This is a genomic window from Methylobacterium mesophilicum, assembly GCF_036441335.1.
In the GTDB taxonomy this organism is placed as follows: Bacteria; Pseudomonadota; Alphaproteobacteria; order Rhizobiales; family Beijerinckiaceae; genus Methylobacterium; species Methylobacterium mesophilicum_B.
This window is the reverse complement of the sequence record NZ_MLBW01000015.1, coordinates 92,904-115,283: the sequence shown is the minus strand read 5'-3', so window position 1 is coordinate 115,283 and position 22,380 is coordinate 92,904. Positions and strand designations below refer to the sequence as shown.

Below are 22,380 nucleotides of genomic sequence, written 5' to 3'. Positions count from 1 at the left end.
CAGACGCTTGGCCGCCTCCCCTGCCCTCGAAGCCCCCGAGACCGTCGACCGTCAGGGGCGCCGCTGGTTCTACCGCCACCCGCTGGTCATCCGGCTGGCGCACTGGATCAACGCCGCGGTGCTGCTGGTGCTGCTGATGAGCGGCCTGCAGATCTTCAACGCCCATCCGGCCCTCTACTGGGGCGCGGTCTCGACCTTCGACAACCCGGCGCTCGCCATCACCAGCGAGCAGGGAAGCGACGGTGCGAATCGCGGCGTGGTGACGGTCGGCGCCCGCACCCTCGACACCACCGGGGTGCTCGGCCTGTCGAAGGAGGGGGGTACCGAGGTGGAGCGCGCCTTCCCGGCCTGGGCGACGCTGCCGGCCAACCAGGACCTCGCCACGGGGCGGCGCTGGCACTTCCTGTTCGCGTGGCTCCTGGTGATCAACGGCGCGGTCTACCTGCTCTACGGGCTGTTCTCGGGCCAGCTCCGCCGCCGCCTGATCCCCGACGGCGACCAGATCCGCGACTTCGGCGGCTCCGTGAAGGAGCACCTGCTCCTGCGCTTCCCCGAGGGCACCGAGGCCAAGCGCTACAACGTCATCCAGAAGCTGACCTACCTCGTCCTGATCCTCGGCCTGCTGCCCGCCATGGTGCTGGCCGGCCTCGCCATGTCGCCCGGGATGGATGCCGCCTGGCCGTGGCTGACCGAGCTGTTCGGCGGCCGGCAATCGGCGCGCAGCGTCCACTTCATCGCCGCCGGCCTGATCGTGCTGTTCGTGGTGGTCCACGTGCTGCTCGTCATCGTGTCCGGGCTCGTCAACAACATGCGCGGCATGATCACCGGCTGGTTCAGCCTCGGCCGTCCCGAGAAGGAACCGGCCCGATGATCCTCCACCGCCGCAAGCTCCTCACCGCGGGTGCCGGCCTGATGGGCACCGCGCTGCTGGGCGGCTGCGACCGGTTCGCCGGGACCGGGACGGGGCAGCGCACCCTCCAGGTCGGCGAGGATGCGAACCAGTACGTCCAGCGCCTGCTGATGTCGCCCGCGACCCTGGCCCGGGAATTCCCGGCCTCGATGATCTCGCCCTGGTTCAAGCCGAACGGCACGATCGACCCGCCGGACCGCGCCTACCGGGCGCTGGCGGCGCAGAATTTCTCGGACTTCAGGCTCTCCGTGGACGGACTCGTGCAGACGCCCCTGTCGCTCAGTCTCGCGGACCTGCGCGCCCTGCCGGCGCGCACCCAGATCACCCGCCACGATTGCGTCGAGGGCTGGAGCTGCATCGGGCAGTGGAGCGGCGTGCCGCTCGCCGAGCTGCTGAAGAAGGCCGGGCTGAAGCCGCAGGCGCGCTACGCGGTGTTCCACTGCGCCGACACGCTGGAGTTCGAGGCCGGCCCCAAGGGCGGGGGCAAGGGCCGCGCCCAGGGGGCGTCCCTGTGGCGCCCGAGCCATCCGGGCGCGGTGCGCGAGGCCTATATCCAGCTCGCCGCCGCCGACGATTGGGGCGGCCCGGCGACCGCCACCGACGCCCCCAAGGACGATTGGGGCCAGGGCAGCCCCGCCCCGGAGCCGGAGCCGGCGGGGATCCCGATCCGCTACTACGAGAGCATCGACCTCTACGACGCCGTCAACCCGCAGACGATGCTGGCCTACGATCTCAACGGCAAGCCGCTGCCGGTCTCGAACGGCGCGCCCCTGCGCCTGCGGGTCGAGCGCCAGCTCGGCTACAAGCAGGCCAAGTACGTGATGCGGGTGGAGATGGTGGAGTCGCTCAGAGGCATCGGCCAGGGCAGCGGCGGCTACTGGGAGGATCGCGGCTACGAGTGGTATGCGGGGATCTGAGCGCTCAGCGAGATTGCGTCGCGCGCTCGCGCTCGATCGCCTCCATCAACACGGTGTTGATGCGGGCCTGCCAACCCGGACCCTGGGCGCGGAAATAGGAGACGATCTCCGGCAGGAGATGGATCGCGACCACCTCGTCGGACCGGCCGGTCGGACCACGCGGCAAGAAGCGGTCGCCGACATAAAAATCGGCGCGGGCGAGCATCGCGTCCGTCAGCTCGGGAACCTCGTCGTACTCTTCCGGCGTGATCGTGTGCGCGTCCACTTTCGCCAAGTCGCTCTTGATCGCGGCGTCAGCGGATGAGCGGTGCGCAGCGCTTCTGCTCTCTGACATTGGCCTTCCTCATCGAGAAAACGTGACGGTCCTGCCCGCGCGGCGTCCAGATTATGATCGTCATGCGGCCAGCCAGGAAGCCCGCGGTGACGATGCGGCATTCGCCGTAATGCTGGCGGACACCCTCGAAGGTGAACACTGGGCCAGCGAACCCGAGAGCCGCGTCCTCGAAATCGAGTCCCCGTTCCGCCAGGGTTCGATCACGCTTCACGGGATCGTATGTGATCGCCATCGCACACGACTCAGATAAGCCTCGTGTGCGGCTTACGCCGGCTCCCTCGAGCAAGGCTTGCCGCGCCGGCGCCATTTGACAACCCGCCGCCCGTGACCCACTTGTGCCCGGCGCGCGGCCCCGGCCCGACGGCGGGCATACGTCCCACGCGAATCTCGAACAGAATTCGTCCGTCGCGCCCAGGCCCCGTCAGGGCAGAGGTCTGAATGAAAGTCGTCGTCGTCGAGTCGCCGGCCAAAGCCAAGACGATCAATAAGTATCTCGGCCGCGACTATGAAGTCATCGCCTCCTTCGGGCACATCCGCGACCTGCCGCCCAAGGACGGCTCGGTGGATCCCGAGCAGGATTTCCACATGGTCTGGGAGCTCGCCGACCGCGGGGCGAGCCGCGTTTCGGAGATCGCCAAGGCGGTCAAGGGCGCCGACAAGCTGATCCTCGCCACCGACCCGGACCGCGAGGGCGAGGCGATCTCCTGGCACGTGCTGGAGGCGCTCACCGCCCGCAAGGCGCTCAAGGGCATCCCGGTCGAGCGCGTGACCTTCAACGCCATCACCAAGGCGTCGGTCGAGCAGGCGATGCGCAAGCCGCGCGAGATCGACCAGGCGCTGGTCGACGCCTACCTGGCGCGCCGCGCGCTCGACTACCTCGTCGGCTTCAACCTCTCGCCGGTCCTGTGGCGCAAGCTCCCGGGCGCCCGCTCGGCGGGGCGCGTGCAGTCCGTGGCACTCCGCCTCGTCGTCGAGCGCGAGATGGAGATCGAGCGGTTCAAGCCGCGCGAGTACTGGACGCTCATCGCGACCCTGACGACCGCCGACGGCGCGACCTTCGAGGCCCGGCTCGTGGGCGCCGACGGCAAGCGCATCCAGCGCCTCGACGTCGGCACGGGCGACGAGGCGGCCGCCTTCAAGCGCGACCTCGAGCTCGCGACTTTCCAGGTGGCGAGCGTCGAGGCCAAGCCCGCCAAGCGCCACCCGCAGCCGCCGTTCACGACCTCGACCCTCCAGCAGGAGGCGTCCCGCAAGCTCGGGATGGCGCCGGCCCAGACCATGCGGGTCGCCCAGCGGCTCTACGAGGGCGTCGACATCGGCGGCGAGACGGTCGGCATCATCACCTACATGCGGACCGACGGCGTCGACATGGCGCCGGAGGCGATCCAGGACGCCCGCCGGGTGATCGGCAAGGAGTTCGGCGACCGCTACGTGCCGGACGTGCCGCGCAAGTACAGCGTCAAGGCCAAGAACGCCCAGGAGGCCCACGAGGCGGTGCGCCCCACCGACATGGGCCGCCTGCCCAAGACGGTGGCGCGCCACCTCGAGCCCGAGCAGGCCCGGCTCTACGAGCTGATCTGGACCCGCACCATGGCGAGCCAGATGGAATCGGCTGAGCTTGAGCGGACCACCGTGGACGTCACCGCCAAGGTCGGGCCTCGGACCATCGACCTGCGCGCCACCGGCCAGGTGGTGAAGTTCGACGGCTTCCTGACCCTCTACCAGGAGGGCAAAGACGACGAGGAGGACGAGGAGAGCCGCCGCCTGCCGCCCATGAAGGCCGGTGACCCGCTCACCCGCGAGCGGATCAGCGCGACCCAGCACTTCACCGAGCCGCCGCCGCGCTACTCCGAGGCGAGCCTCGTGAAGCGCATGGAGGAGCTCGGCATCGGCCGCCCGTCGACCTATGCCGCGGTTCTCCAGACCTTGCGGGATCGCGAATACGTCAAGATCGAGAAAAAGCGGCTGCAGCCGGAGGACAAGGGGCGGCTCGTCACGGGCTTCCTCGAGAGCTTCTTCCGGCGCTACGTCGAGTACGATTTCACCGCCGGCCTCGAGGAGCAGCTCGACCGGGTCTCCAACGCCGAGATCGACTGGCGGGCGGTGCTGCGCGACTTCTGGCGCGACTTCTCCGCGGCGATCGGCGAGACCAAGGAGCTGCGCGTCGCCGACGTGCTTGAGGCGCTGAACGGCCTCCTCGGGCCGCACATCTTCCCCGACAAGGGCGACGGCTCGAACCCGCGCACCTGCCCGACCTGCGGCTCGGGCCAGCTGTCGCTGAAGCTCGGCAAGTTCGGCGCCTTCATCGGCTGCTCGAACTACCCGGAGTGCAAGTACACCCGGCAGCTCTCGGCCTCGGGCGTCGACGGCGACGGCGACGGCTCCTCGGCCGAGGGCGGCCAGCCGGGCGTGCGGGTGCTGGGCGACGATCCCGCGACCGGCCTGCCGGTGACGCTGCGCGACGGCCGCTTCGGTCCGTTCCTGCAGCTCGGCGAGGCCTCCGCCGAGAAGGGCGCCGAGAAGCCGAAGCGCTCGTCGCTGCCCAAGGGGCTGAGCCCCTCGGACGTGGATCTCAACAAGGCGCTGGCCCTGCTGGCGCTGCCGCGCGAGGTGGCCCGCCACCCCGAGACCGGCGAGCCGATCCTGGCCAATCTCGGCCGGTTCGGGCCCTACGTGCAGCACGGGAAGACCTACGCCAATCTCGGCAAGGACGACGACGTGCTGGAGATCGGGGCTAACCGCGCCATCGACCTGATCGTCGCCAAGGAGCAGGGCGGCGGACGCGGCCGCCCGGCCGCCGATCCCGGCCGGCCGCTCGGCAAGGACGAGGCCAGCGGCCGCGACCTCGTGGTCAAGGCCGGCAAGTACGGGCCCTACGTCACCGACGGCGAGGTCAACGCCACGCTGCCGAAGACGATGAGCGCCGAGGCGCTGACGCTGGAGGAGGCGGTCGCCCTGGTGAACGCCAAGCGCGCCGCGGGCGGCGGCAAGCCGGCGAAGCGCGGGGCGGTCCGGAAGGGCTCGGCGCGGGCCGCGAGCGGCGACAAGCCGGCGGCGAAGAAGACCGCCGCGAAGAAACCTGCGGCCAAGAAGGCGGCGGCGAAGACGTCGAGCGCGGGCTGACGGGCCGGCGGGCGCGGCCCCTAGGGGACCGGCCCGTCCGCGCGCGAGGAGCGAGGCAATCCGCGGCAGCCCGGAGCTATCGGGCGTGGCGCCTAACGGGTTGCTTCGCGCCGCACGCGAAGGCACGGATGAGGCGGCGTCGCAGCTCTCTCACCGCGGAGCGCGGTCAGCGATCGGGATCAGACCAGGTAGGTGATCGTCGCCGCGACCGCAGTCGCGAAGGTCGCCAAGGTGATCGTCGTGGCATTGACCAGCGCCCGCCCGGCCGGCACGACGGCCGCGTCGTCATCGCAGCCGAAGGCGGCGCCGGCCGCGTGCTCGAATCGGATCAGCGTGAGGCGGCGGGCCTCGATCGCGGCGTCGCTCATGGACTGCGGCTCCCTGACCACGGTCAAGATTTATCTCCGCCACTAACGTCGATCGTCCCGTTCTGTTCCGGTCCTCCCGTGTGGAAGCCGGGCACGCGGGCCGCGAGAAAGCCTTAACCCATCGTTGTGCAACGTCGTGATGACGGCCCGGCGCGCGGAACCGTGACCCGGCACGGCCGCGGCCCTCGCTCGCGGCGGCGCAGCATGCGATGATGCGGCCGCCTCGCCGCAGGGCGAACGGCTTTGATGTTTCTGTTTTGTTCCGCTATCATGCGGGGATGAAGGCGCATGCTCCACGACCCGAGACCCGTCCCAAGGCCCGTCCGCGCGATTCCGAGCCGGCCGACGCGCCGCGCGCGCGGAGGCCGCGCGTGAGCGACCCGGCGCGGGACCTGTTCGGGCCGGGCGGCAAGGGCGCCGCGGCCCGCCCACCCGAGCCGCGGCGGCGCCTGGACGCCTCGGCCTCCGTGGCGACGCTCTCGGCCGCCGAGCCGGAGGGCGGCTACACCGCCTCCGACATCGAGGTGCTGGAGGGCCTGGAGCCCGTGCGGCGCCGGCCCGGCATGTATATCGGCGGCACCGACGAGCGGGCGCTGCACCACCTGTTCGCCGAGGTGATCGACAACTCGATGGACGAGGCGGTCGCCGGCCATGCCAGCTTCATCGAGGTGGAGCTGGAGGAGACCGGCGCCCTCGTCGTCACCGACAACGGCCGCGGCATCCCGGTCGACCCGCACCCGAAATTCCCCGGCAAGTCGGCGCTCGAGGTCATCATGACCACGCTGCACGCCGGCGGTAAGTTCGACTCGAAGGTCTACGAGACCTCGGGCGGCCTGCACGGCGTCGGCATCTCGGTGGTGAACGCGCTCTCCGACCTGCTGGAGGTCGAGGTGGCGCGCAACCAGACGCTCTACCGGCAGACGTTCTCGCGCGGTCACGCGCAGGGCGCGCTGGAACTGGTCGGGCGGGTGCAGAACCGGCGCGGCACCCGCGTGCGCTTCCACCCGGACGCCCAGATCTTCGGTTCGCTGAAGTTCGACCCGCGCCGCCTGTTCAAGATGGCGCGCTCGAAGGCCTACCTGTTCGGCGGCGTCGAGATCCGCTGGCGCTGCGCCCCCACCCTCCTCGAGGGGCTGGAGGGCGTGCCGGCCGAGGCGGTCCACCGCTTCCCCGACGGGCTGCGCGACTATCTCGCCCGCGACATCGACGGCAAGGAACTCGTCACCGACGCGATGTTCTCCGGCAAGATCACCAAGCCGGGCTCGCACGGCTCGCTCGAATGGGCGGTGGCCTGGATGGTCGCCGAGGACGGGATCTCGCACTCCTACTGCAACACGATCCCGACCCCCGAGGGCGGCACCCACGAGGCCGGCCTGCGCGTCGCCCTGCTTCGGGGCCTGCGCGAGCACGCCGAGCGGGTGAACCAGGCCAAGCGCATGAACGCGGTGACCACCGACGACGTCATGGCGACCTGCGCGTCGATGCTCTCGGTGTTCATCCGCGAGCCCGAGTTCCAGGGCCAGACCAAGGACAAGCTCGCCACCGTGGAGGCGCAGCGCATCGTCGAGACGGCGGTGCGCGACGCCTTCGACCACTGGCTGGCCGCCTCCCCGGCCCAGGCCAACAAGCTGCTCGACTGGGTGATCGACCGGGCCGAGGAGCGCCTGCGCCGCCGGCAGGAGAAGGAGGTCGCCCGCAAGAGCGCGACCCGCAAGCTGCGCCTGCCCGGCAAGCTCGCCGACTGCTCGGCGGCCGGGACCGCGGGTTCCGAGATCTTCATCGTCGAGGGCGATTCCGCGGGCGGTTCGGCCAAGCAGGCCCGGGACCGGGCGACCCAGGCGATCCTGCCGCTGCGCGGCAAGATCCTCAACGTCGCCTCGGCGTCCCGGGACAAGCTCGGCGCCAACCAGCTGATCTCGGATCTCACCCTGGCGCTCGGCTGCGGCACCGGCTCGGCGTTCCGCGAGACGGACCTGCGCTACGAGAAGGTGATCATCATGACGGACGCCGACGTCGACGGCGCCCACATCGCCTCGCTGCTGATCACGTTCTTCTACCGCCAGATGCCGAGGCTGATCGACCGCGGCCACCTCTACCTCGCGATCCCGCCGCTCTACCGTCTGCAGCAGGGCTCGAAGGTCGCGTATGCCCGGGACGACGCGGATCGCGAGCGCATCGTCAAGACGGTGTTCAAGGGCGGCAAGGTCGAGATCGGGCGGTTCAAGGGCCTCGGCGAGATGATGCCGGCCCAGCTCAAGGAGACCACCATGGACCCGAAGAAGCGCACGCTCCTGCGCGTCGCGGTCCTGGACGAGGCCCGGGAATCGACCGGCGACACGGTCGAGCGCCTGATGGGCAACAAGCCCGAGGCGCGCTTCGCCTTCATCAGCGAGCGCGCGGCCTTCGCCGAGGGCGCCGACCTCGACATCTGACCCTGTCGACCGGCGCGGCCGCGCCGGTCGATGGGGCCGCTCGCGAGGACGGGCCTCGGTCGCGGCTCATCGGGGCGGCGCGATCACCTTGGCCGGGTCGAAGGGCTGGGCGGCCGCCACCGTGTCCTTGCCCATGTTGAGGACCGCCGAGAACCGGTCGCCGCCGGGCCGCAGCACCAGGGCGCCCGGCTCGACCGCGATCAGCTTGCTGCCGAGGCCGAGGAAGCCGCCGACGTCGATCACGACGGCCTTGAGTGTCCCGCCGTCGGTGATCAGCAGATCCTCGATCTTGCCGACGCTGTCGCCCGCGGCGTTGCGCACCGTCACGCCGATCATCTTCGTGGTCAGGAAGGTGACGGGCTTGAGCCCCTGACGCTTGGCGGCGTCCTCGGCGCTCGCCGCCTCCATCAGCCGCCCCACCCCGTTGCCGTCCGTCGAGGTGCCCGGCCCCGTGCCCGGCAGGATCGTGTCCTTGCCGATGACGCTGGCGTCCTGCGCGGCGGCCGGCGCGCCCGCCAGGCCGAGGGCGGCCAGCGACAGGAGAAGGAAACGGCTTCGCATGGCTGATCGCTCCTGCGCCCGGTCCCTGCGTGGAAGGCCCCGCCCGGGTGCCTGCGGGGCGCCGCGGTCTCAATCGCGGGCGGGACGCGCGGTTCCGGCTCTCCCTGTCGCACCCGCCCGGCCGGCCCGCGGCCCCGAAACGCGAAAGGGCCCGGCCATGCGGCCGGGCCCTTCCCGTGCGCGGAGCCGGCAGAGCCGGCTCCGGCGTTCGATCTCAGTACGAGCCGAACTTGTAGTTGAGGCCTGCGCGGACGACGGCGAACTCGGTCTTGGCGGCGGCGCCGTTGAGGTAGGCGGTGCCGTTCGGGGGCAGGAGGTTGCCGTAGAAGACGCCGCCGGCGGAGTTCTTCTGGCGGTCGAGGCTGACGTAGAGGCCTTCGACCTTGAGGGTGACGGCCGAGGAGCGGAAGAAGTTCAGGAAGGAGTCGGTGGGCAGGGCGTACTCGACGCCGCCGCCGGCGGCCCAGCCGGTGCGGAAGCTGTCGCGGAAGCGGTTGCCGGAGAAGTTCTGGTCGTCCTGNGAGCCGAACTTGTAGTTGAGGCCTGCGCGGACGACGGCGAACTCGGTCTTGGCGGCGGCGCCGTTGAGGTAGGCGGTGCCGTTCGGGGGCAGGAGGTTGCCGTAGAAGACGCCGCCGGCGGAGTTCTTCTGGCGGTCGAGGCTGACGTAGAGGCCTTCGACCTTGAGGGTGACGGCCGAGGAGCGGAAGAAGTTCAGGAAGGAGTCGGTGGGCAGGGCGTACTCGACGCCGCCGCCGGCGGCCCAGCCGGTGCGGAAGCTGTCGCGGAAGCGGTTGCCGGAGAAGTTCTGGTCGTCCTGGCCGGAGCCGTAGGCGAAGCCGCCGGTGCCGTACACGAGGGTGCGGTCGAAGGCGTAGCCGAGGCGGCCGCGGACGGTGCCGAAGTAGTCCAGGCCGTTGCCGCTGGTGGCGACGAAGGCCGGCGGGTTGGAGAAGGCGACGCCGGGGAAGCCCAGGAAGCTGTAGTTCTGGGTGGCGTTGGCGCGGCGGGCGAAGTCGACGTACTGGGCGTCGGCCTCGAAGCCGATCACGACGCCGGAGCCCGGGGTGAACTGGTAGTTGTAGCCGATCTGGGCGCCGCCCGAGAAGCCGTCGTTGTTGTTGCGGTTGTTGACGCTGACGACGCCGGCGGTGCCGGGGGAGTTGATCAGCGAGCCGCCGGGCAGGGCGTAGCTGGTGGTGTTGCGGCTGTTGGCGTCGAAGCCGTAGCCGGCGTTCACACCGATGTAGAAGCCGGTCCAGGTGAACACCGGCACCGGCGTGAACACCGGCGGCGGCGCGGCGCGGCGCGGCAGGTCCGCGGCGGACGCCGCGGCGGTAAGCCGATCACGACGCCGGAGCCCGGGGTGAACTGGTAGTTGTAGCCGATCTGGGCGCCGCCCGAGAAGCCGTCGTTGTTGTTGCGGTTGTTGACGCTGACGACGCCGGCGGTGCCGGGGGAGTTGATCAGCGAGCCGCCGGGCAGGGCGTAGCTGGTGGTGTTGCGGCTGTTGGCGTCGAAGCCGTAGCCGGCGTTCACACCGATGTAGAAGCCGGTCCAGGTGAACACCGGCACCGGCGTGAACACCGGCGGCGGCGCGGCGCGGCGCGGCAGGTCCGCGGCGGACGCCGCGGCGGTCATGCCGGCGAGGACGGTGGATGCGAGGAGAAGCTTCTTCATGGTGGTGTTCGGTCCTGGGGTTAGCTTGAGCCGGCAGCCTTCTAGGCGCTCTCGGATGGCGGGTCTGTCGCTTTCCTGCAACAAGCCTCCTCAGGCTACGGACATCCCGTCAACGAAAGATGAAGACTAGCCGGCCCGTCCCACAGCAGACGGCCCGATCGCGCGGCTTCACAGGACGCGGAGAGTTGCAGAGACGCGGAAGACTAGCTGCTTTGCGCGGAGCGCATATTGGCGGACACCGGCACGGTGCCCGCGAGATCGACGGAGGTCTCTGCAGGGGCGGGCGGAGGCCGACGTTTTATTCCGGTACACCTTTCAAGAGACGGCGCGCCGGGGCGTAAGCGGTCGGTTAACCCTGTTGTCCGATGGTCGGCCGCTCGCGGGTCCGTCCCCGTGCCCCCATCGCGCCGTACCGAACCCGGTCCCCGGCCGGCGGAGACCGCTGTCCATGCAGAGCGCCGACGACCGGAGCCGGACGACCTTCGGCAAGCGCCGGGCGCCCGCGGCCGCGCCCGATCCGCGGGCCGGCCCGACGGTCGCGCGGGCCCCGCGTGTCCGGCCGCGCCGGAACGCGGGGCCCGGGACCACCCTCGCGGCGGCGCCGCGCACGCCCGCTCCCGAGCCCGAGACGACCGGCGCGATCGGGGCGGCGCGATCCGCCCGGTCCACCCGTCTCGACCCCTGCGGTGCGCCCGCGGACGACCGTCTCCGTCCCTGATCGGCCGCCGATCCCGCGGCCGATCCCCTGTGCGCGGACCCGCCCTGTCACCATTGCGAGATTGACAAGTCGCGCCAAGGCCCTAACTGACGTGGACGATGCGCCCCGCGGCCCCGGGAGCGTCCGAGCGCCCCGCGCGAGCCTTTCCCAGCCGTTGCCGCGACGGTGTCCTTCGCGCCGGCCGGGCGCGCAACGGTTCCTGAACGCAGATGCCTTTTTCCGACCTCGGACTGAGCGAGAAAGTCCTGAACGCCGTCGAAGCGGCGGGTTACACCGAGCCGACGCCGATCCAGGCCGAGGCCATCCCCCACGTGCTGGCGCGCCGCGACGTCCTCGGGATTGCCCAGACCGGCACCGGCAAGACGGCGGCGTTCACGCTGCCGATGCTGACGCTGCTGGAGAACGGCCGCGCCCGCGCCCGGATGCCGCGCACGCTGATCCTGGAACCGACCCGCGAGCTGGCCGCCCAGGTGGTCGAGAATTTCGACCGCTACGGCACCAACCACAAGCTCAACGTGGCGCTGATCATCGGCGGCGTCTCCTTCGCCGACCAGGACGCCAAGCTGATGCGCGGCACCGACGTGCTGATCGCGACGCCGGGGCGCCTCCTCGACCATTTCGAGCGCGGCAAGCTGCTGCTCACCGGCGTCGAGCTGCTGGTCATCGACGAGGCCGACCGCATGCTCGACATGGGGTTCATCCCCGATATCGAGCGCATCGTGAAGATGGTGCCCTTCACGCGGCAGACCCTGTTCTTCTCGGCGACCATGCCGCCGGAGATCGAGCGGCTGGCGGACATGTTCCTCCACAACCCGCAGCGGGTCGAGGTGGCCCGGCCCGCCTCCACGGCGACCACCATCACGCAGCGCCTCGTCGCCACCGGCTCCGAGGGCCACGCCAAGCGCGAGCGCCTGCGCGGGCTGATCCGCGGCGAGGGCGAGCTCAAGAACGGGATCATCTTCTGCAACCGCAAGCGCGACGTGGCGCTGCTGCAGAAATCCCTGGTCAGCCACGGCTTCGACGCCGCGGCCCTCCACGGCGACATGGACCAGCGCGCCCGCACGACGGCGCTCGACGGGTTCCGCAACGGTGAGACCGCCCTGCTCGTCGCCAGCGACGTGGCGGCGCGCGGCCTCGATATCCCCGCGGTCAGCCACGTGTTCAACTTCGACGTGCCGCATCACCCGGAGGACTACGTCCACCGGATCGGCCGGACCGGCCGCGCGGGCCGGAGCGGCACCGCCTACACGCTGGTCGCCCCGGACGACGCGCGCTCCCTCGGCGCCATCGAGGCGCTGATCGGCCAGCCGATCCCCTGGCTGGACGGCGACCTGACGAGCGTGCCCGACGCGTCCGCCGACACCGGCACGCGCCACCGCGGCCGGTCGAGCGACGGACGGCGCGGCGGGCGCTCCGCCAAGNGACGTCGGGCCGCGCGTCGGGTCGCGGTGGCGAGGCGCGCGAGGAGCGCGGGCGCCGGGTCGAGGCGGACGGGGACACGCCCGTGGGCCTCGGCGCTCACGTCCCGGCATTCCTGCTTCGACCAGTCTTGGTGAAGAAGGAAAAGTAACAGAGATCAGTTCGGGCTTAACTGTCCGGCTACCAGGCGGCCGTATATTGGCACAGGGCGACGACGCAGGCGCGTCGGCCGCCCCGGACCACGGGATACGGATGGGCCGCGCGTCGGGTCGCGGTGGCGAGGCGCGCGAGGAGCGCGGGCGCCGGGTCGAGGCGGACGGGGACACGCCCGTGGGCCTCGGCGCTCACGTCCCGGCATTCCTGCTTCGACCAGTCTTGGTGAAGAAGGAAAAGTAACAGAGATCAGTTCGGGCTTAACTGTCCGGCTACCAGGCGGCCGTATATTGGCACAGGGCGACGACGCAGGCGCGTCGGCCGCCCCGGACCACGGGATACGGATGAGCCAGGAGACCTATTCGGATCGCGATCGCAGCTTCGCGTTGGCGAAGCGCAGCCACGATCTGATTCGCGACTACGGCCCGTCCGCGACGCCGCGCGCCTACGCCGTCTGGTACGCCTACGTCTCGGGGGAGATGCCGCTCCTCGCCGATGCGGTGAAGCGTCTCACCACCCAGAATGGCTGCCTCACCGAGGGCGATATCGACGACCTGCACGAGACCTATCTCGACGGGCGCCGCCTCGCGAGCACCACCGACGACGTCAGCCGCATCGTCCTCAGCGAGATCGCGGCCGTCACCGAGATCCTGGACCTCTCCCTGGGCTCGACGGCGCAGTACAGCGAGTCCCTGCGCGGGGTCGCCCAGGATCTGTCCCAGGGCGTCCCGAGCCGGGCGCGGTTCGGCGAGATCGTCGCGACCCTGGCCGCCACGACCCGGGAGGTCGCCGCCAACAACCGGATTCTCGAAGCGCGCATGCGCGAGACCCGCAGCGAGATCGAGACCCTCCGGGAGAAGCTCGAGGCGACCCGGCGCGAGAGTCTGACCGACGCCCTGACGGGGCTGGCGAACCGCAAGCATTTCGAGGAGACGCTGAAGGCGTCCATGGAGACGGCCCGGGCGCGCACCACGCCCATGAGCCTGATCATCCTCGACATCGACTTCTTCAAGCGCTTCAACGACCTGTACGGTCATCTCACGGGCGACCAGGTCCTGCGCCTCGTGGCGATCGTGATGCGCGAGAATGCCGGCAAGCAGGCGCAGCTCGCCCGGTTCGGCGGCGAGGAGTTCGGCATCATCCTGCCCGGGGCCGACCGGGTCCTGGCCAAGCAGGTGGCCGAGACGGTCCGCGCCAGCGTCATGGGGCGCGAGCTGGTCAAGCGCTCGACCGGCGAGTCGCTCGGCAAGGTCACCATCTCGCTGGGTGTCGCGGTGCTGCGCCCGGGCGACACGCCCGCTTCCCTGATGGAGCGGGCCGACCTGTGCATGTTCGCGGCGAAGCGCGCCGGCCGGAACCGCTTCCTGGACGACGCCGCCGAGTCGCTGATGCAGGTGGCGTAGGCTCGGCCCGGTCCCGTCGAGGGATCGGCGACGCGTCGGCACGGACCGTCGCGTCCCCCGCCCGTCGTCACGGGTCCGCGGGGACCGGATCGCCCGCGCGGACCGGTGCCCTCCCCTCAGACCTGGGCGGCCAAGCGGTCGGCCGAGACCGGCGTGATCGCCACGGATTCGCCGCAGCCGCAGGCCGACGTCTGGTTCGGATTGTTGAACACGAACTGCGACGCCAGCTTGTTGGTGGTGAAGTCCATCTCGGTTCCGAGCAGGAACAGCACCGCCTTCGGATCGACGAACACGCGCACGCCGCGATCCTCGACCACGTCCTCGCCGGGCTTGGCCGCCTCGGCATATTCCATCGTGTAGGACATCCCGGCGCAGCCGCCGTTGCGAACGCCGACGCGCAGCCCGGCGATCGGCCGGTCGGCCTCCGCCATGATCGCCTTGATCCGATCGGCGGCGCGATCGGTCAGCGAGAGAACCTTGAAACCAGCGGACATCGTCACCCTCCCGCCCATCCGGGTTCAAGGCCCGGGGACGCGCATTCCGACCCGCACAAGATAAGCATTGGCCCGGGCCCGGTCCACCGCGGCGGGGTCACACCGGCCCGGCAATCGCTGCCCGAGCCCGCCTCAGGCGGCCTCGCCGGTCAGCCGCGCGAAGGTCCCGAGATCGACGTTGCCACCGCTGATCACCACGCCGACGCGCTTGTTCGTCACGTCCACGAGGCCGCTCAGCACCGCCGCCGCCGCGAGGCAGCCGGTCGGCTCGACCACGAGCTTCATCCGGCTGGCGAAGAACCGCATGGTCTCGACGAGCTGCGCGTCGGTGACGGTGAGGATGTCGGACACCTGCGCGCGGATGATCGCGAAGGTCATGTCGCCCAGCGCCGTCGACTGCGCCCCGTCGGCGATGGTGCGGGGCACCGGGATCGTGACGATCCGGCCCTCGCGGAACGAGCGCTGCCCGTCATTGCCCGCCTCCGGCTCGACGCCGATCACCCGGCAGCCCGGTGACAGCTCCGCGGCGGCGAGCGCGCAGCCCGCGAGCTGGCCGCCGCCGCCGAGGCAGGCCACCAGCACGTCGAGGGGGCCGACCGTCTCGATCAGCTCCTGCGCCAGCGTCCCCTGCCCGGCGATGACGTCGGGATGGTTGAACGGCGGGATCAGCGTCAGGCCGCGGGCCCCGGCGATCTCGCGGCCGAGGGCCTCGCGATCCTGGGTGTAGCGGTCGTACAGGACCACCTCGGCGCCGTAGCCGCGGGTGGCGGCGATCTTCGCCGCGGGGGCATCGCCCGGCATGATGATGGTGGCGGGTGCCCCGAGAAGCCGGCTCGCCAGGGCGATCGCCTGGGCGTGGTTGCCCGACGAGTAGGTGATCACCCCGCGGGCGCGGGCCGCCTCCGGCAGGGCGCTGATCGCGTTGTAGGCGCCGCGGAACTTGAAGGCGCCGGCCCGCTGGAGGTTCTCCGCCTTGAAGAACAGGCGGCCGCCGGTCATCGCGTCCGCGGTGCGCGAGGTCAGGACCGGTGTGCGGTGCGCGGCCCCGGCGATCCGCTCCGCGGCGCGGGCCACGTCGGCGAAGGTGGGAAGGCCGCCGGCGGCCGCGCCGGATTCGCCGTGCTGCGTGTCGTGCATCGTCGCCTGCATCTTCGTCCGCGTACCATCAGCCCGGGGCCGCGCCGGAGCGAGGCGGGGGCGCAGCTCCTCATACGGGCCTTTCGGCCCGCGCGCACCCCGCCGTTCCACACGCGCAAGCGGAGCCATTCGCCGCTTCGCCGCTTATACCCAGCGACAACTTGGCAGGAACGCTGGGGGGCGGCATCGCCATGGCAACCAAGACGACGCGCAGACCGGTGCGCCGACCGCGCGGCAGCGGGGACACGCCGTGAGCGCCCGCGACCGCGCTTCGGGCGACGCGGCGACCGAGGTGACCTTCCGGGGGCGCGGGCTGGCGCTGCGCACCGGTTCGCGCCTGATCCTGCTGGTCTGCCCGCTCTGCTCGCAGCACAACGCCCAACGGGGGGCCGAGCGCGGCATCTGCGAGTGGTGCGCCTATGTGCCGTCCCCGGACCAAGCCGAGCCCGTGGATCGCGCATGCTCCTGAGGGGCTGGCGCTCGCGGGGCGCAGGGATCTTAACCTAAGATTGTTTATTCAATAAGTACTATCTTTGGTTGCATTTTCGGACGCGGGTCTTCACACTCCCGACGGGGGCCTGATCGGAGGGCGCATGCAACCGTCCGAATGCTGCATCTTTCGGATGACCATCGCCTCCGTGATCGGCAGCTGCATCACGCTCCTGCTTGTCCGGGGGTTCGATCCGCTCCTTGCCCTGCTGCTGATCCCGATCGGCGGCAGCGCGGCGACGGTTCTGGTGATCCTGCTGTTCCAGGCCGTGAGCCTGAGGCTCGCGGCGCGGTCCGGTCCGCACTGACCGGTCGATGGCGCGCGGGTCGGATTCCGGTCCGACCCGCGCGCCGCGCCGGCCGCCGTTCAGGTGTGGATGACCTTGCCGTAGGCGTCGAGCACGCTCTCGTGCATCATCTCGCTGAGCGTCGGGTGCGGGAACACCGTGTGCATCAGTTCCTCCTCGGTGCTCTCCAGGTTCATCGCCACCACGTAGCCCTGGATCAGCTCGGTCACTTCCGCGCCGACCATGTGGGCGCCGAGCAGCTGGCCGGTCTTGGCGTCGAACACCGTCTTGATCAGCCCGTCCGGCTCGCCCAGCGCGATCGCCTTGCCGTTGCCCGCGAAGGGGAAGCGGCCGACCTTCACCGAGAAGCCCTGCTCCTTGGCCTTGGCCTCGGTGAGCCCGACGCTGGCGATCTGCGGCTGGCAGTAGGTGCAGCCCGGGATCTTGGCCTTGTCCATCGGGTGGGTGTGCAGGCCCTTGATGGTTTCAATGCAGATGACGCCCTCGTGCTCGGCCTTGTGGGCGAGCATCGGCGGGCCGGCGACGTCGCCGATCGCGTAGAGGCCGGGCACGTTGGTGCGGCCGAGCCCGTCCGTCACCACGATCCCGCGGTCGATCTTCACCCCGAGCTTCTCGAGGCCGATATTCTCGATGTTGCCGACGACGCCCACGGCCGAGATCAGCTTCTCGGCGGTGATCTGCTGGGTCTTGCCGTCGCCGCCCTCGATGGTCGCCGTGATGGAATTCGCGCCCTTCTCGACCTTCGTGACCTTGGCGCCGGTGAGGATCTTGATCCCCTGCTTCTCGAAGCGCTTGCGGGCGAGGCCGGCGATCTCGGCATCCTCCACGGGCAGGATCTGCGGCAGCAGCTCCACCACGGTCACCTCGGCGCCCATGGTGCGGTAGAACGAGGCGAACTCGATGCCGATCGCGCCCGAGCCCATCACCAGCAGGCTCTTGGGCATCGTCTCGGGGACCATGGCCTCGTAGTAGGTCCAGATCAGCTTCTTGTCGGGCTCGATCCCGGGGATCGCCCGGGGGCGGGCGCCGGTCGCCACGATGATGTGCTTGGCCTGGTAGGTGCCGGCGCCCTTGGCGCCCTTCGGCGGCTCGGCGCGCTTGGTCTCCCTCACGGTGACCTGGCCGGGCTGGTTGCCCTGCGCGACGCTGTCGACCGCGGCCTCGCCCCAGATCACGTCGACCTTGTTCTTCTTGAGCAGCATGCCGACGCCGCCGTTCAGCCGGGCCGAGACGCCGCGGGAGCGCTTCACGATGGCGGCGGTGTCGAACCCGACCTTGTCGGCTGTCAGACCGTAATCGCCGGGGTGCTGGAAGTAGTGGAAGATCTCGGCCGAGCGGAGCAGGGCCTTGGTGGGGATGCAGCCCCAGTTCAGGCAGATGCCGCCCAGGTGCTCGCGGTCGACCACGGCGGTCTTGAAGCCGAGCTGCGCCGCGCGGATCGCCGTGACGTAGCCGCCGGGCCCGGCGCCGATGATGAGGACGTCGTAGGTGTCGGACATTTACCGCTCCGCGAACGCCCCTGCCCCTTGCGGGGAGGGGGCATGGGGTGGGGGTGGCTCCGCCAGGCCGGCTGAATCCGGAAGAGGCGTGTCGGTTGCGGCGAGCGCCGCGTGGATCGTGTCGAGGACGGTGTCGATCTCCCGCAGGACCATGCGGTTCGGGAAGCGCAGGACGCGGAAGCCTTCAGACTGGAGATAGGCGTCGCGACGGGTGTCGTAGGCCGACCCAGCCTCGAAGCCGTGCTGCTCGCCATCGACCTCGACGATGAGCCGGGCGGACAGACAGCAGAAATCCGCCACGTAGGGGCCGAGGGCGACCTGCCTGCGGAAATGCGAGCCGTCCACCGGCAGGCGGTGACGCAAGTGCCACCAGAGCCGCTTCTCCGCTTCGGTGAGCGAATGCCGCAGCGTCTTCGCGTTCGCGGCCGCTCTGGGCGAGGCTGCTCTTCGGGGCTGCTGGTTCCAGGGCATCGGGCGGCAGATCAAGCGAACGTGGCTGATGGGCGCAAGCTAACCGTGCGCATGGAGCACGGCTCATCGCAGCAGGATTGCGTGTTCTGACCGATGCCTGCCACCTTCCCCCACCTCGAAATTCCAGGACGCGCTTTCCCCTCCCCCTTGTGGGGAGGGGTCAGGGGTGGGGGTGGTGTAGTAGGCACCGTACCGCTCGATCCTGAACCACCCCCACCTCCAACTCCTCCCCACAAGGGGGAGGAGAGTGGCCTGCTCAGACAAGCATGCCCATCGGGTTCTCGATCAGCCCCTTGAAGGCCGAGATCAGCTCCGCACCGAGGGCCCCGTCGAGCACCCGGTGGTCGCACGACAGGGTGCAGGTCATCACCTGGACCACGGCCGGTGCCCCGTCCTTCACGACGACGCGCTTCTCGCCCGCGCCCACCGCCAGGATGCTCGATTGCGGCGGGTTGATCACCGCGGTGAAGTGCTTGATGCCGAACATGCCGAGGTTCGACACCGAGGTGACGCCGCCCTGGTACTCCTCGGGCTTCAGCTTCTTGGCGCGGGCGCGGGCGGCGAAGTCCTTCATCTCGTTGGAGATGGTCGAGAGCGTCTTCTCGTCCGCCCGGCGGATCACCGGGGTGAACAGGCCGCCGTCGATCGCCACCGCGACGCCGACCTCGGCGTGCTTGAAGCGCAGGATCCGGTCCTCGGCCCAGACCGCGTTGGCGGCGGGCACGCGGGTCAGCGCGAGGCCCATCGCCTTGATGACGAAGTCGTTCACTGAGAGCTTGAAGGCGGGCTTGCCGTCCTTGTCCTTGCCGGCGGAGCCGTTCAGCGTCTCGCGCAGCTTCATCAGCGCGTCGAGCTCGCAATCCACCGTCAGGTAGAAGTGCGGGGCGACCTGCATCGCCTCGGTGAGGCGCTTGGCGATGGTCTTGCGCATGCCGTCGAGGGGCACGTCCTCGTACGCGTCCTTGGCGAAGAAGCCCTTGACCTGCTCGGTCGTGAGCCCGGGCAGGACGACCGCGCCGTGACCGATCCAGACATCGTGGCCGATCGCCACCGGGCTCGCCCGGCGCCGGTCGAAGAAGNCCGGCCGCCAGAGCCGGCCTGGGCGCCCGCCTGCGGGGCGCCGCCGGGCTGCGCGCCCTCCGGTGCGGCGTTCACCCGCTCGTACGACATGTGGCCGCCGCCGGGCGTGGTGTTCTGCGACGCGGCCGACGCGTCAGACTTGGGCTCCGGCTTGGACTCGGCCTTGGCCTCGCCATTCGAGGCCGCCTTCGGCGCGCCGCCAGCCTGCACGCTCGACGGGTCCTCGCCCTCGCCGGCGATGATGGCGATCAGGTCGTTGACCGGCACGTCCGCGGTGCCCTCGGGCACGAGGATCTTGGCGAGCACGCCCTCGTCGATCGCCTCGACCTCCATGGTGGCCTTGTCGGTCTCGATCTCGGCCAGCACGTCGCCGGACTTGATCGCGTCGCCCTCTTTCTTCAGCCACTTGGCGAGGTTGCCCTTCTCCATGGTCGGGGAGAGCGCGGGCATCAGCACGTTGATCGGCATGGCATCAGGTCTCGGGCTGGGCCGGGGCGGCCGGATCGTCGAAGGGGAAGAGATCGTCGAAGGGGAACGGGACGGCGTCGAAGGGCGGCAGCGCCACGGTCTCGCCGCGCTGGATCGTGGCGAGGAGCACCCAGCGCCCGTCCGCGAGGGCGAAGCCTTCGAGTACGCCCGCGGCCGGATCGAGGAGCCAGAGGTGGCCGATCCCGGCCTCGGCATAGATGCGGCGCTTCGGACCCCGGTCGAGGCTGGTCGAGGATGGCGAGAGGATCTCGCAGACCCAGTCGGGGCAAGTCTCGATATAGGCGCCCTCGGGCTCGGTGGGCATGCGTGTACGGCGCCAGCCCGCGAGGTCGGGCACCACAATCTGAGATCCGAGATGGAGCTCCGGCTCGATCAAGATAATCCAGCCCCCTGGACCGCCGCGTCCCCGGCTGAAGGTGAGATCGAGCTCGCCCCCCAACCGCACAGCCGCGCCGGCATGCCGCGGCCTCGGCCGGGGATGCGTCTCCAGCACGCCGTCGATGATCTCCGCGACGCGATGCTCCGGGACCGCCTCCAGGTCCGCGTAGGTCGCCTGCCGGACAGCCGCCTCAGCCATGGTCGCACGCCATCGCTAGTTGAGGCCGCCGGGGTCGAGACCCTCGGCCTCCCAGCCGGCGCGGATGCGCTCCAGGGCCTCCTCCTCCGATAGGTCGGTCTCCAGCGCGTAGGCGCGGGCCGCCTGCCGGGCGAGGTCGATCAGCAGTCTTCCCCAGGTCGCCGGGTCGTCGAAGGAGCGGCGCAGCGCCACGCTGACCGCGCCGTCGACCACGGCGGCGCGCAGCACCTCGATGCCGCCCTGCTCGAGGGCGTCGGGCGGGATGGCGAGTTCGGCGAAGTCGCTGCTGGGATCCTGGCTCATGGCGCGCCGGCTGTTCCTCGATCTGGCCGGGGCGGGCGACACGTCGCCCGCGCGCCGGTCACTTGTAGCAGACGCTCTTGGCGGCCTCGACGACCTCCGCGACCGTCGGCAGGGCGAGCTTCTCGAGGTTGGCCGCGTAGGGCATCGGCACGTCCTTGCCGGTGATGCGCAGGACCGGCGCGTCCAGGAAGTCGAACGCGTCGACCATCAGGCGGGCCACGATCTCGGCGCCGACGCCGGATTGCGGGAAGCCCTCTTCGACCGTGATGCAGCGGCCGGTCTTCTTGACCGACGCGACCACCGTCTCGGTGTCCATCGGGCGGATCGTGCGCAGGTCGATGACTTCGGCCTCGATTCCCTGCTCGGCCAAAGCCTGCGCGGCCTTGAGGGCGTAGGTCATGCCGATCGCGAAGGACACGATGGTCACGTCGCTGCCGGTGCGGTGGATCTTCGCCTTGCCGATCGGCAGCACGAAGTCGTCGAGCTTCGGCACCGGGAAGGACTGCCCGTACAGGATCTCGTTCTCGAGGAAGATGATCGGGTTCGGGTCGCGGATCGCGGCCTTGAGCAGGCCCTTGGCGTCGGAGGCCGTGTAGGGCGCGATCACCTTGAGGCCCGGCACGTTCGAGTACCACGCGGAATAGTCGTGGCTGTGCTGGGCGGCCACGCGGGCCGCGGCGCCGTTGGGCCCGCGGAACACGATCGGGCAGCCGAGCTGGCCGCCGGACATGTAGAGGGTCTTGGCCGCCGAGTTGATGATGTGGTCGATCGCCTGCATGGCGAAGTTGAAGGTCATGAACTCGACGATCGGCTTCAGGCCGGCGAGCGCCGCGCCGACGCCGATGCCCGCGAAGCCGTGCTCGGTGATCGGGGTGTCGACGACGCGCTTCGGCCCGAACTCCTGCAGCAGGTTCTGGGTGACCTTGTAGGCGCCCTGGTACTCGGCGACCTCCTCGCCCATGACGAAGACGTCGCCGTCGCGGCGCATCTCCTCGGCCATGGCGTCGCGCAGGGCCTCGCGGACGGTCTGGGTGACCATCGGCGTGTCGGCCGGGAACTCCTCCATCACCGGCTCTTGCGCCTTGTTGGTGATGACGGCCGGTGCGGCCGGCGCCTTCGGGGCGTCGTCGCCGGTCTTGGCCGCGGGGGCGGCCTTGTCGGCCATCCCCTCGGCCTGCATGTCGGGGGTCGGGGCCGGATGGCCGCCCGCACCGTTGGGCTTGGCGCCGCCGCCGGACTGGACGCTCGCCGGATCCTCGCCCTCGCCCGCGATGACGGCGATCGGCGTGTTGACCGCGACTCCCTCGGTGCCCTCCGCGATCAGGATCTTGGCGAGCACGCCCTCGTCGATCGCCTCCACCTCCATGGTGGCCTTGTCGGTCTCGATCTCGGCCAGCACGTCGCCGGACTTGATCGGATCGCCCTCCTTCTTCAGCCACTTGGCGAGCTTGCCCTCCTCCATGGTGGGCGAGAGGGCGGGCATCAGGATGTCGGTCGCCATGCTCAGCTCTGCGG

20 protein-coding genes and 3 pseudogenes are annotated in these 22,380 nt (G+C 70.4%); 8 read left to right on the top strand and 15 right to left on the bottom strand.

Annotation, left to right across the window (positions count from 1 at the left end):
* The first annotated feature begins 7 nt into the window (after positions 1-7).
* Both MMR14E_RS10105 and MMR14E_RS10100 read left to right on the top strand, forming a co-directional pair.
* Positions 8-871, top strand: coding sequence for a cytochrome b/b6 domain-containing protein (locus MMR14E_RS10105; RefSeq protein ID WP_331313978.1), 864 nt, complete (start codon positions 8-10; stop codon positions 869-871).
* The gene (locus tag MMR14E_RS10100; RefSeq protein ID WP_331313977.1) at positions 868-1,827 is read left to right on the top strand and encodes a molybdopterin-dependent oxidoreductase; all 960 of its coding nucleotides are present in this window, start codon (positions 868-870) and stop codon (positions 1,825-1,827) included. The genes MMR14E_RS10105 and MMR14E_RS10100 overlap by 4 nt, the downstream gene beginning before the upstream one ends.
* 4 nt (positions 1,828-1,831) lie before the next feature.
* Here MMR14E_RS10100 and MMR14E_RS10095 read toward each other — a convergent pair whose 3' ends face one another.
* Positions 1,832-2,092: a BrnA antitoxin family protein gene (locus MMR14E_RS10095; protein WP_331314405.1), complete on the bottom strand. Its 261-nt coding sequence runs from the start codon at positions 2,090-2,092 to the stop codon at positions 1,832-1,834.
* A 28-nt stretch (positions 2,093-2,120) separates the two neighbouring features.
* Positions 2,121-2,393 (bottom strand): BrnT family toxin, encoded by a 273-nt coding sequence (locus MMR14E_RS10090; protein WP_331313975.1) that lies wholly within the window; start codon positions 2,391-2,393, stop codon positions 2,121-2,123.
* 206 nt (positions 2,394-2,599) lie between these two features.
* On the opposite strand from MMR14E_RS10090, the gene topA reads away from it, so the two are divergent.
* Positions 2,600-5,284 (top strand): type I DNA topoisomerase, encoded by a 2,685-nt coding sequence (topA, locus tag MMR14E_RS10085; RefSeq protein WP_331313974.1) that lies wholly within the window; start codon positions 2,600-2,602, stop codon positions 5,282-5,284.
* A 179-nt stretch (positions 5,285-5,463) separates the two neighbouring features.
* Here the strand turns inward: topA and MMR14E_RS10080 are convergent, their stop codons facing one another.
* Positions 5,464-5,652: a hypothetical protein gene (locus MMR14E_RS10080; RefSeq protein ID WP_331303216.1), complete on the bottom strand. Its 189-nt coding sequence runs from the start codon at positions 5,650-5,652 to the stop codon at positions 5,464-5,466.
* 371 nt (positions 5,653-6,023) lie between these two features.
* Between MMR14E_RS10080 and parE the strand changes: the two genes are divergently transcribed.
* On the top strand, positions 6,024-8,084 hold the full coding sequence (gene parE, locus MMR14E_RS10075) for a DNA topoisomerase IV subunit B (protein WP_331313972.1): 2,061 nt from the start codon (positions 6,024-6,026) through the stop codon (positions 8,082-8,084).
* Between the two features lie 66 nt (positions 8,085-8,150).
* Here the strand turns inward: parE and MMR14E_RS10070 are convergent, their stop codons facing one another.
* From MMR14E_RS10070 to MMR14E_RS10060, 3 genes and pseudogenes are all read right to left on the bottom strand, one after another.
* Positions 8,151-8,645, bottom strand: a complete 495-nt coding sequence (locus MMR14E_RS10070; RefSeq protein WP_331313969.1) for a PRC-barrel domain-containing protein — start codon at positions 8,643-8,645, stop codon at positions 8,151-8,153.
* 517 nt (positions 8,646-9,162) lie between these two features.
* Positions 9,163-9,960 (bottom strand): annotated as a pseudogene (locus MMR14E_RS10065) (outer membrane protein); the annotation flags it as partial.
* A 26-nt stretch (positions 9,961-9,986) separates the two neighbouring features.
* Positions 9,987-10,325, bottom strand: a pseudogene (locus MMR14E_RS10060) (porin family protein); the annotation flags it as partial.
* Between the two features lie 927 nt (positions 10,326-11,252).
* Here MMR14E_RS10060 and MMR14E_RS10055 point away from each other — a divergent pair.
* On the top strand, positions 11,253-12,599 hold the full coding sequence (locus tag MMR14E_RS10055) for a DEAD/DEAH box helicase (RefSeq protein WP_331313966.1): 1,347 nt from the start codon (positions 11,253-11,255) through the stop codon (positions 12,597-12,599).
* Between the two features lie 43 nt (positions 12,600-12,642).
* On the opposite strand, the gene MMR14E_RS10050 is transcribed toward MMR14E_RS10055, so the two are convergent.
* Complete coding sequence (locus tag MMR14E_RS10050) at positions 12,643-12,810, bottom strand: hypothetical protein (RefSeq protein ID WP_331313964.1); 168 nt, start codon at positions 12,808-12,810, stop codon at positions 12,643-12,645.
* Between the two features lie 149 nt (positions 12,811-12,959).
* Here MMR14E_RS10050 and MMR14E_RS10045 point away from each other — a divergent pair, with 149 nt between their 5' ends.
* Positions 12,960-14,018 (top strand): GGDEF domain-containing protein, encoded by a 1,059-nt coding sequence (locus MMR14E_RS10045; RefSeq protein ID WP_331313962.1) that lies wholly within the window; start codon positions 12,960-12,962, stop codon positions 14,016-14,018.
* 116 nt (positions 14,019-14,134) lie between these two features.
* Here the strand turns inward: MMR14E_RS10045 and MMR14E_RS10040 are convergent, their stop codons facing one another.
* Together MMR14E_RS10040 and MMR14E_RS10035 are read right to left on the bottom strand one after the other, a co-directional pair.
* Positions 14,135-14,512: an iron-sulfur cluster assembly accessory protein gene (locus MMR14E_RS10040; RefSeq protein WP_331313961.1), complete on the bottom strand. Its 378-nt coding sequence runs from the start codon at positions 14,510-14,512 to the stop codon at positions 14,135-14,137.
* 132 nt (positions 14,513-14,644) lie between these two features.
* Positions 14,645-15,661, bottom strand: a complete 1,017-nt coding sequence (locus tag MMR14E_RS10035) for a threo-3-hydroxy-L-aspartate ammonia-lyase (RefSeq protein ID WP_331313959.1) — start codon at positions 15,659-15,661, stop codon at positions 14,645-14,647.
* 238 nt (positions 15,662-15,899) lie between these two features.
* On the opposite strand from MMR14E_RS10035, the gene MMR14E_RS10030 reads away from it, so the two are divergent.
* Both MMR14E_RS10030 and MMR14E_RS10025 read left to right on the top strand, forming a co-directional pair.
* A complete protein-coding gene (locus MMR14E_RS10030) occupies positions 15,900-16,118 on the top strand; it encodes a hypothetical protein (RefSeq protein ID WP_331313957.1) in 219 nt (72 codons plus the stop codon).
* Positions 16,119-16,272: 154 nt separating this feature from the next.
* Complete coding sequence (locus tag MMR14E_RS10025; protein ID WP_331313956.1) at positions 16,273-16,446, top strand: hypothetical protein; 174 nt, start codon at positions 16,273-16,275, stop codon at positions 16,444-16,446.
* A gap of 59 nt (positions 16,447-16,505) precedes the next feature.
* Here MMR14E_RS10025 and lpdA read toward each other — a convergent pair whose 3' ends face one another.
* From lpdA to MMR14E_RS09995, 6 genes and pseudogenes are all read right to left on the bottom strand, one after another.
* Positions 16,506-17,945, bottom strand: a complete 1,440-nt coding sequence (lpdA, locus tag MMR14E_RS10020; protein WP_331313955.1) for a dihydrolipoyl dehydrogenase — start codon at positions 17,943-17,945, stop codon at positions 16,506-16,508.
* Positions 17,946-18,416: an endonuclease domain-containing protein gene (locus tag MMR14E_RS10015; protein ID WP_331313954.1), complete on the bottom strand. Its 471-nt coding sequence runs from the start codon at positions 18,414-18,416 to the stop codon at positions 17,946-17,948.
* 256 nt (positions 18,417-18,672) lie between these two features.
* Positions 18,673-19,964 (bottom strand): annotated as a pseudogene (locus MMR14E_RS10010) (pyruvate dehydrogenase complex dihydrolipoamide acetyltransferase).
* 4 nt (positions 19,965-19,968) lie between these two features.
* The gene (locus MMR14E_RS10005; RefSeq protein ID WP_331313952.1) at positions 19,969-20,562 is read right to left on the bottom strand and encodes a Uma2 family endonuclease; all 594 of its coding nucleotides are present in this window, start codon (positions 20,560-20,562) and stop codon (positions 19,969-19,971) included.
* 15 nt (positions 20,563-20,577) lie between these two features.
* The gene (locus MMR14E_RS10000; protein WP_058607365.1) at positions 20,578-20,865 is read right to left on the bottom strand and encodes a DUF5076 domain-containing protein; all 288 of its coding nucleotides are present in this window, start codon (positions 20,863-20,865) and stop codon (positions 20,578-20,580) included.
* 58 nt (positions 20,866-20,923) lie between these two features.
* Complete coding sequence (locus tag MMR14E_RS09995; protein ID WP_331313947.1) at positions 20,924-22,366, bottom strand: pyruvate dehydrogenase complex E1 component subunit beta; 1,443 nt, start codon at positions 22,364-22,366, stop codon at positions 20,924-20,926.
* Positions 22,367-22,380: the final 14 nt, after the last annotated feature.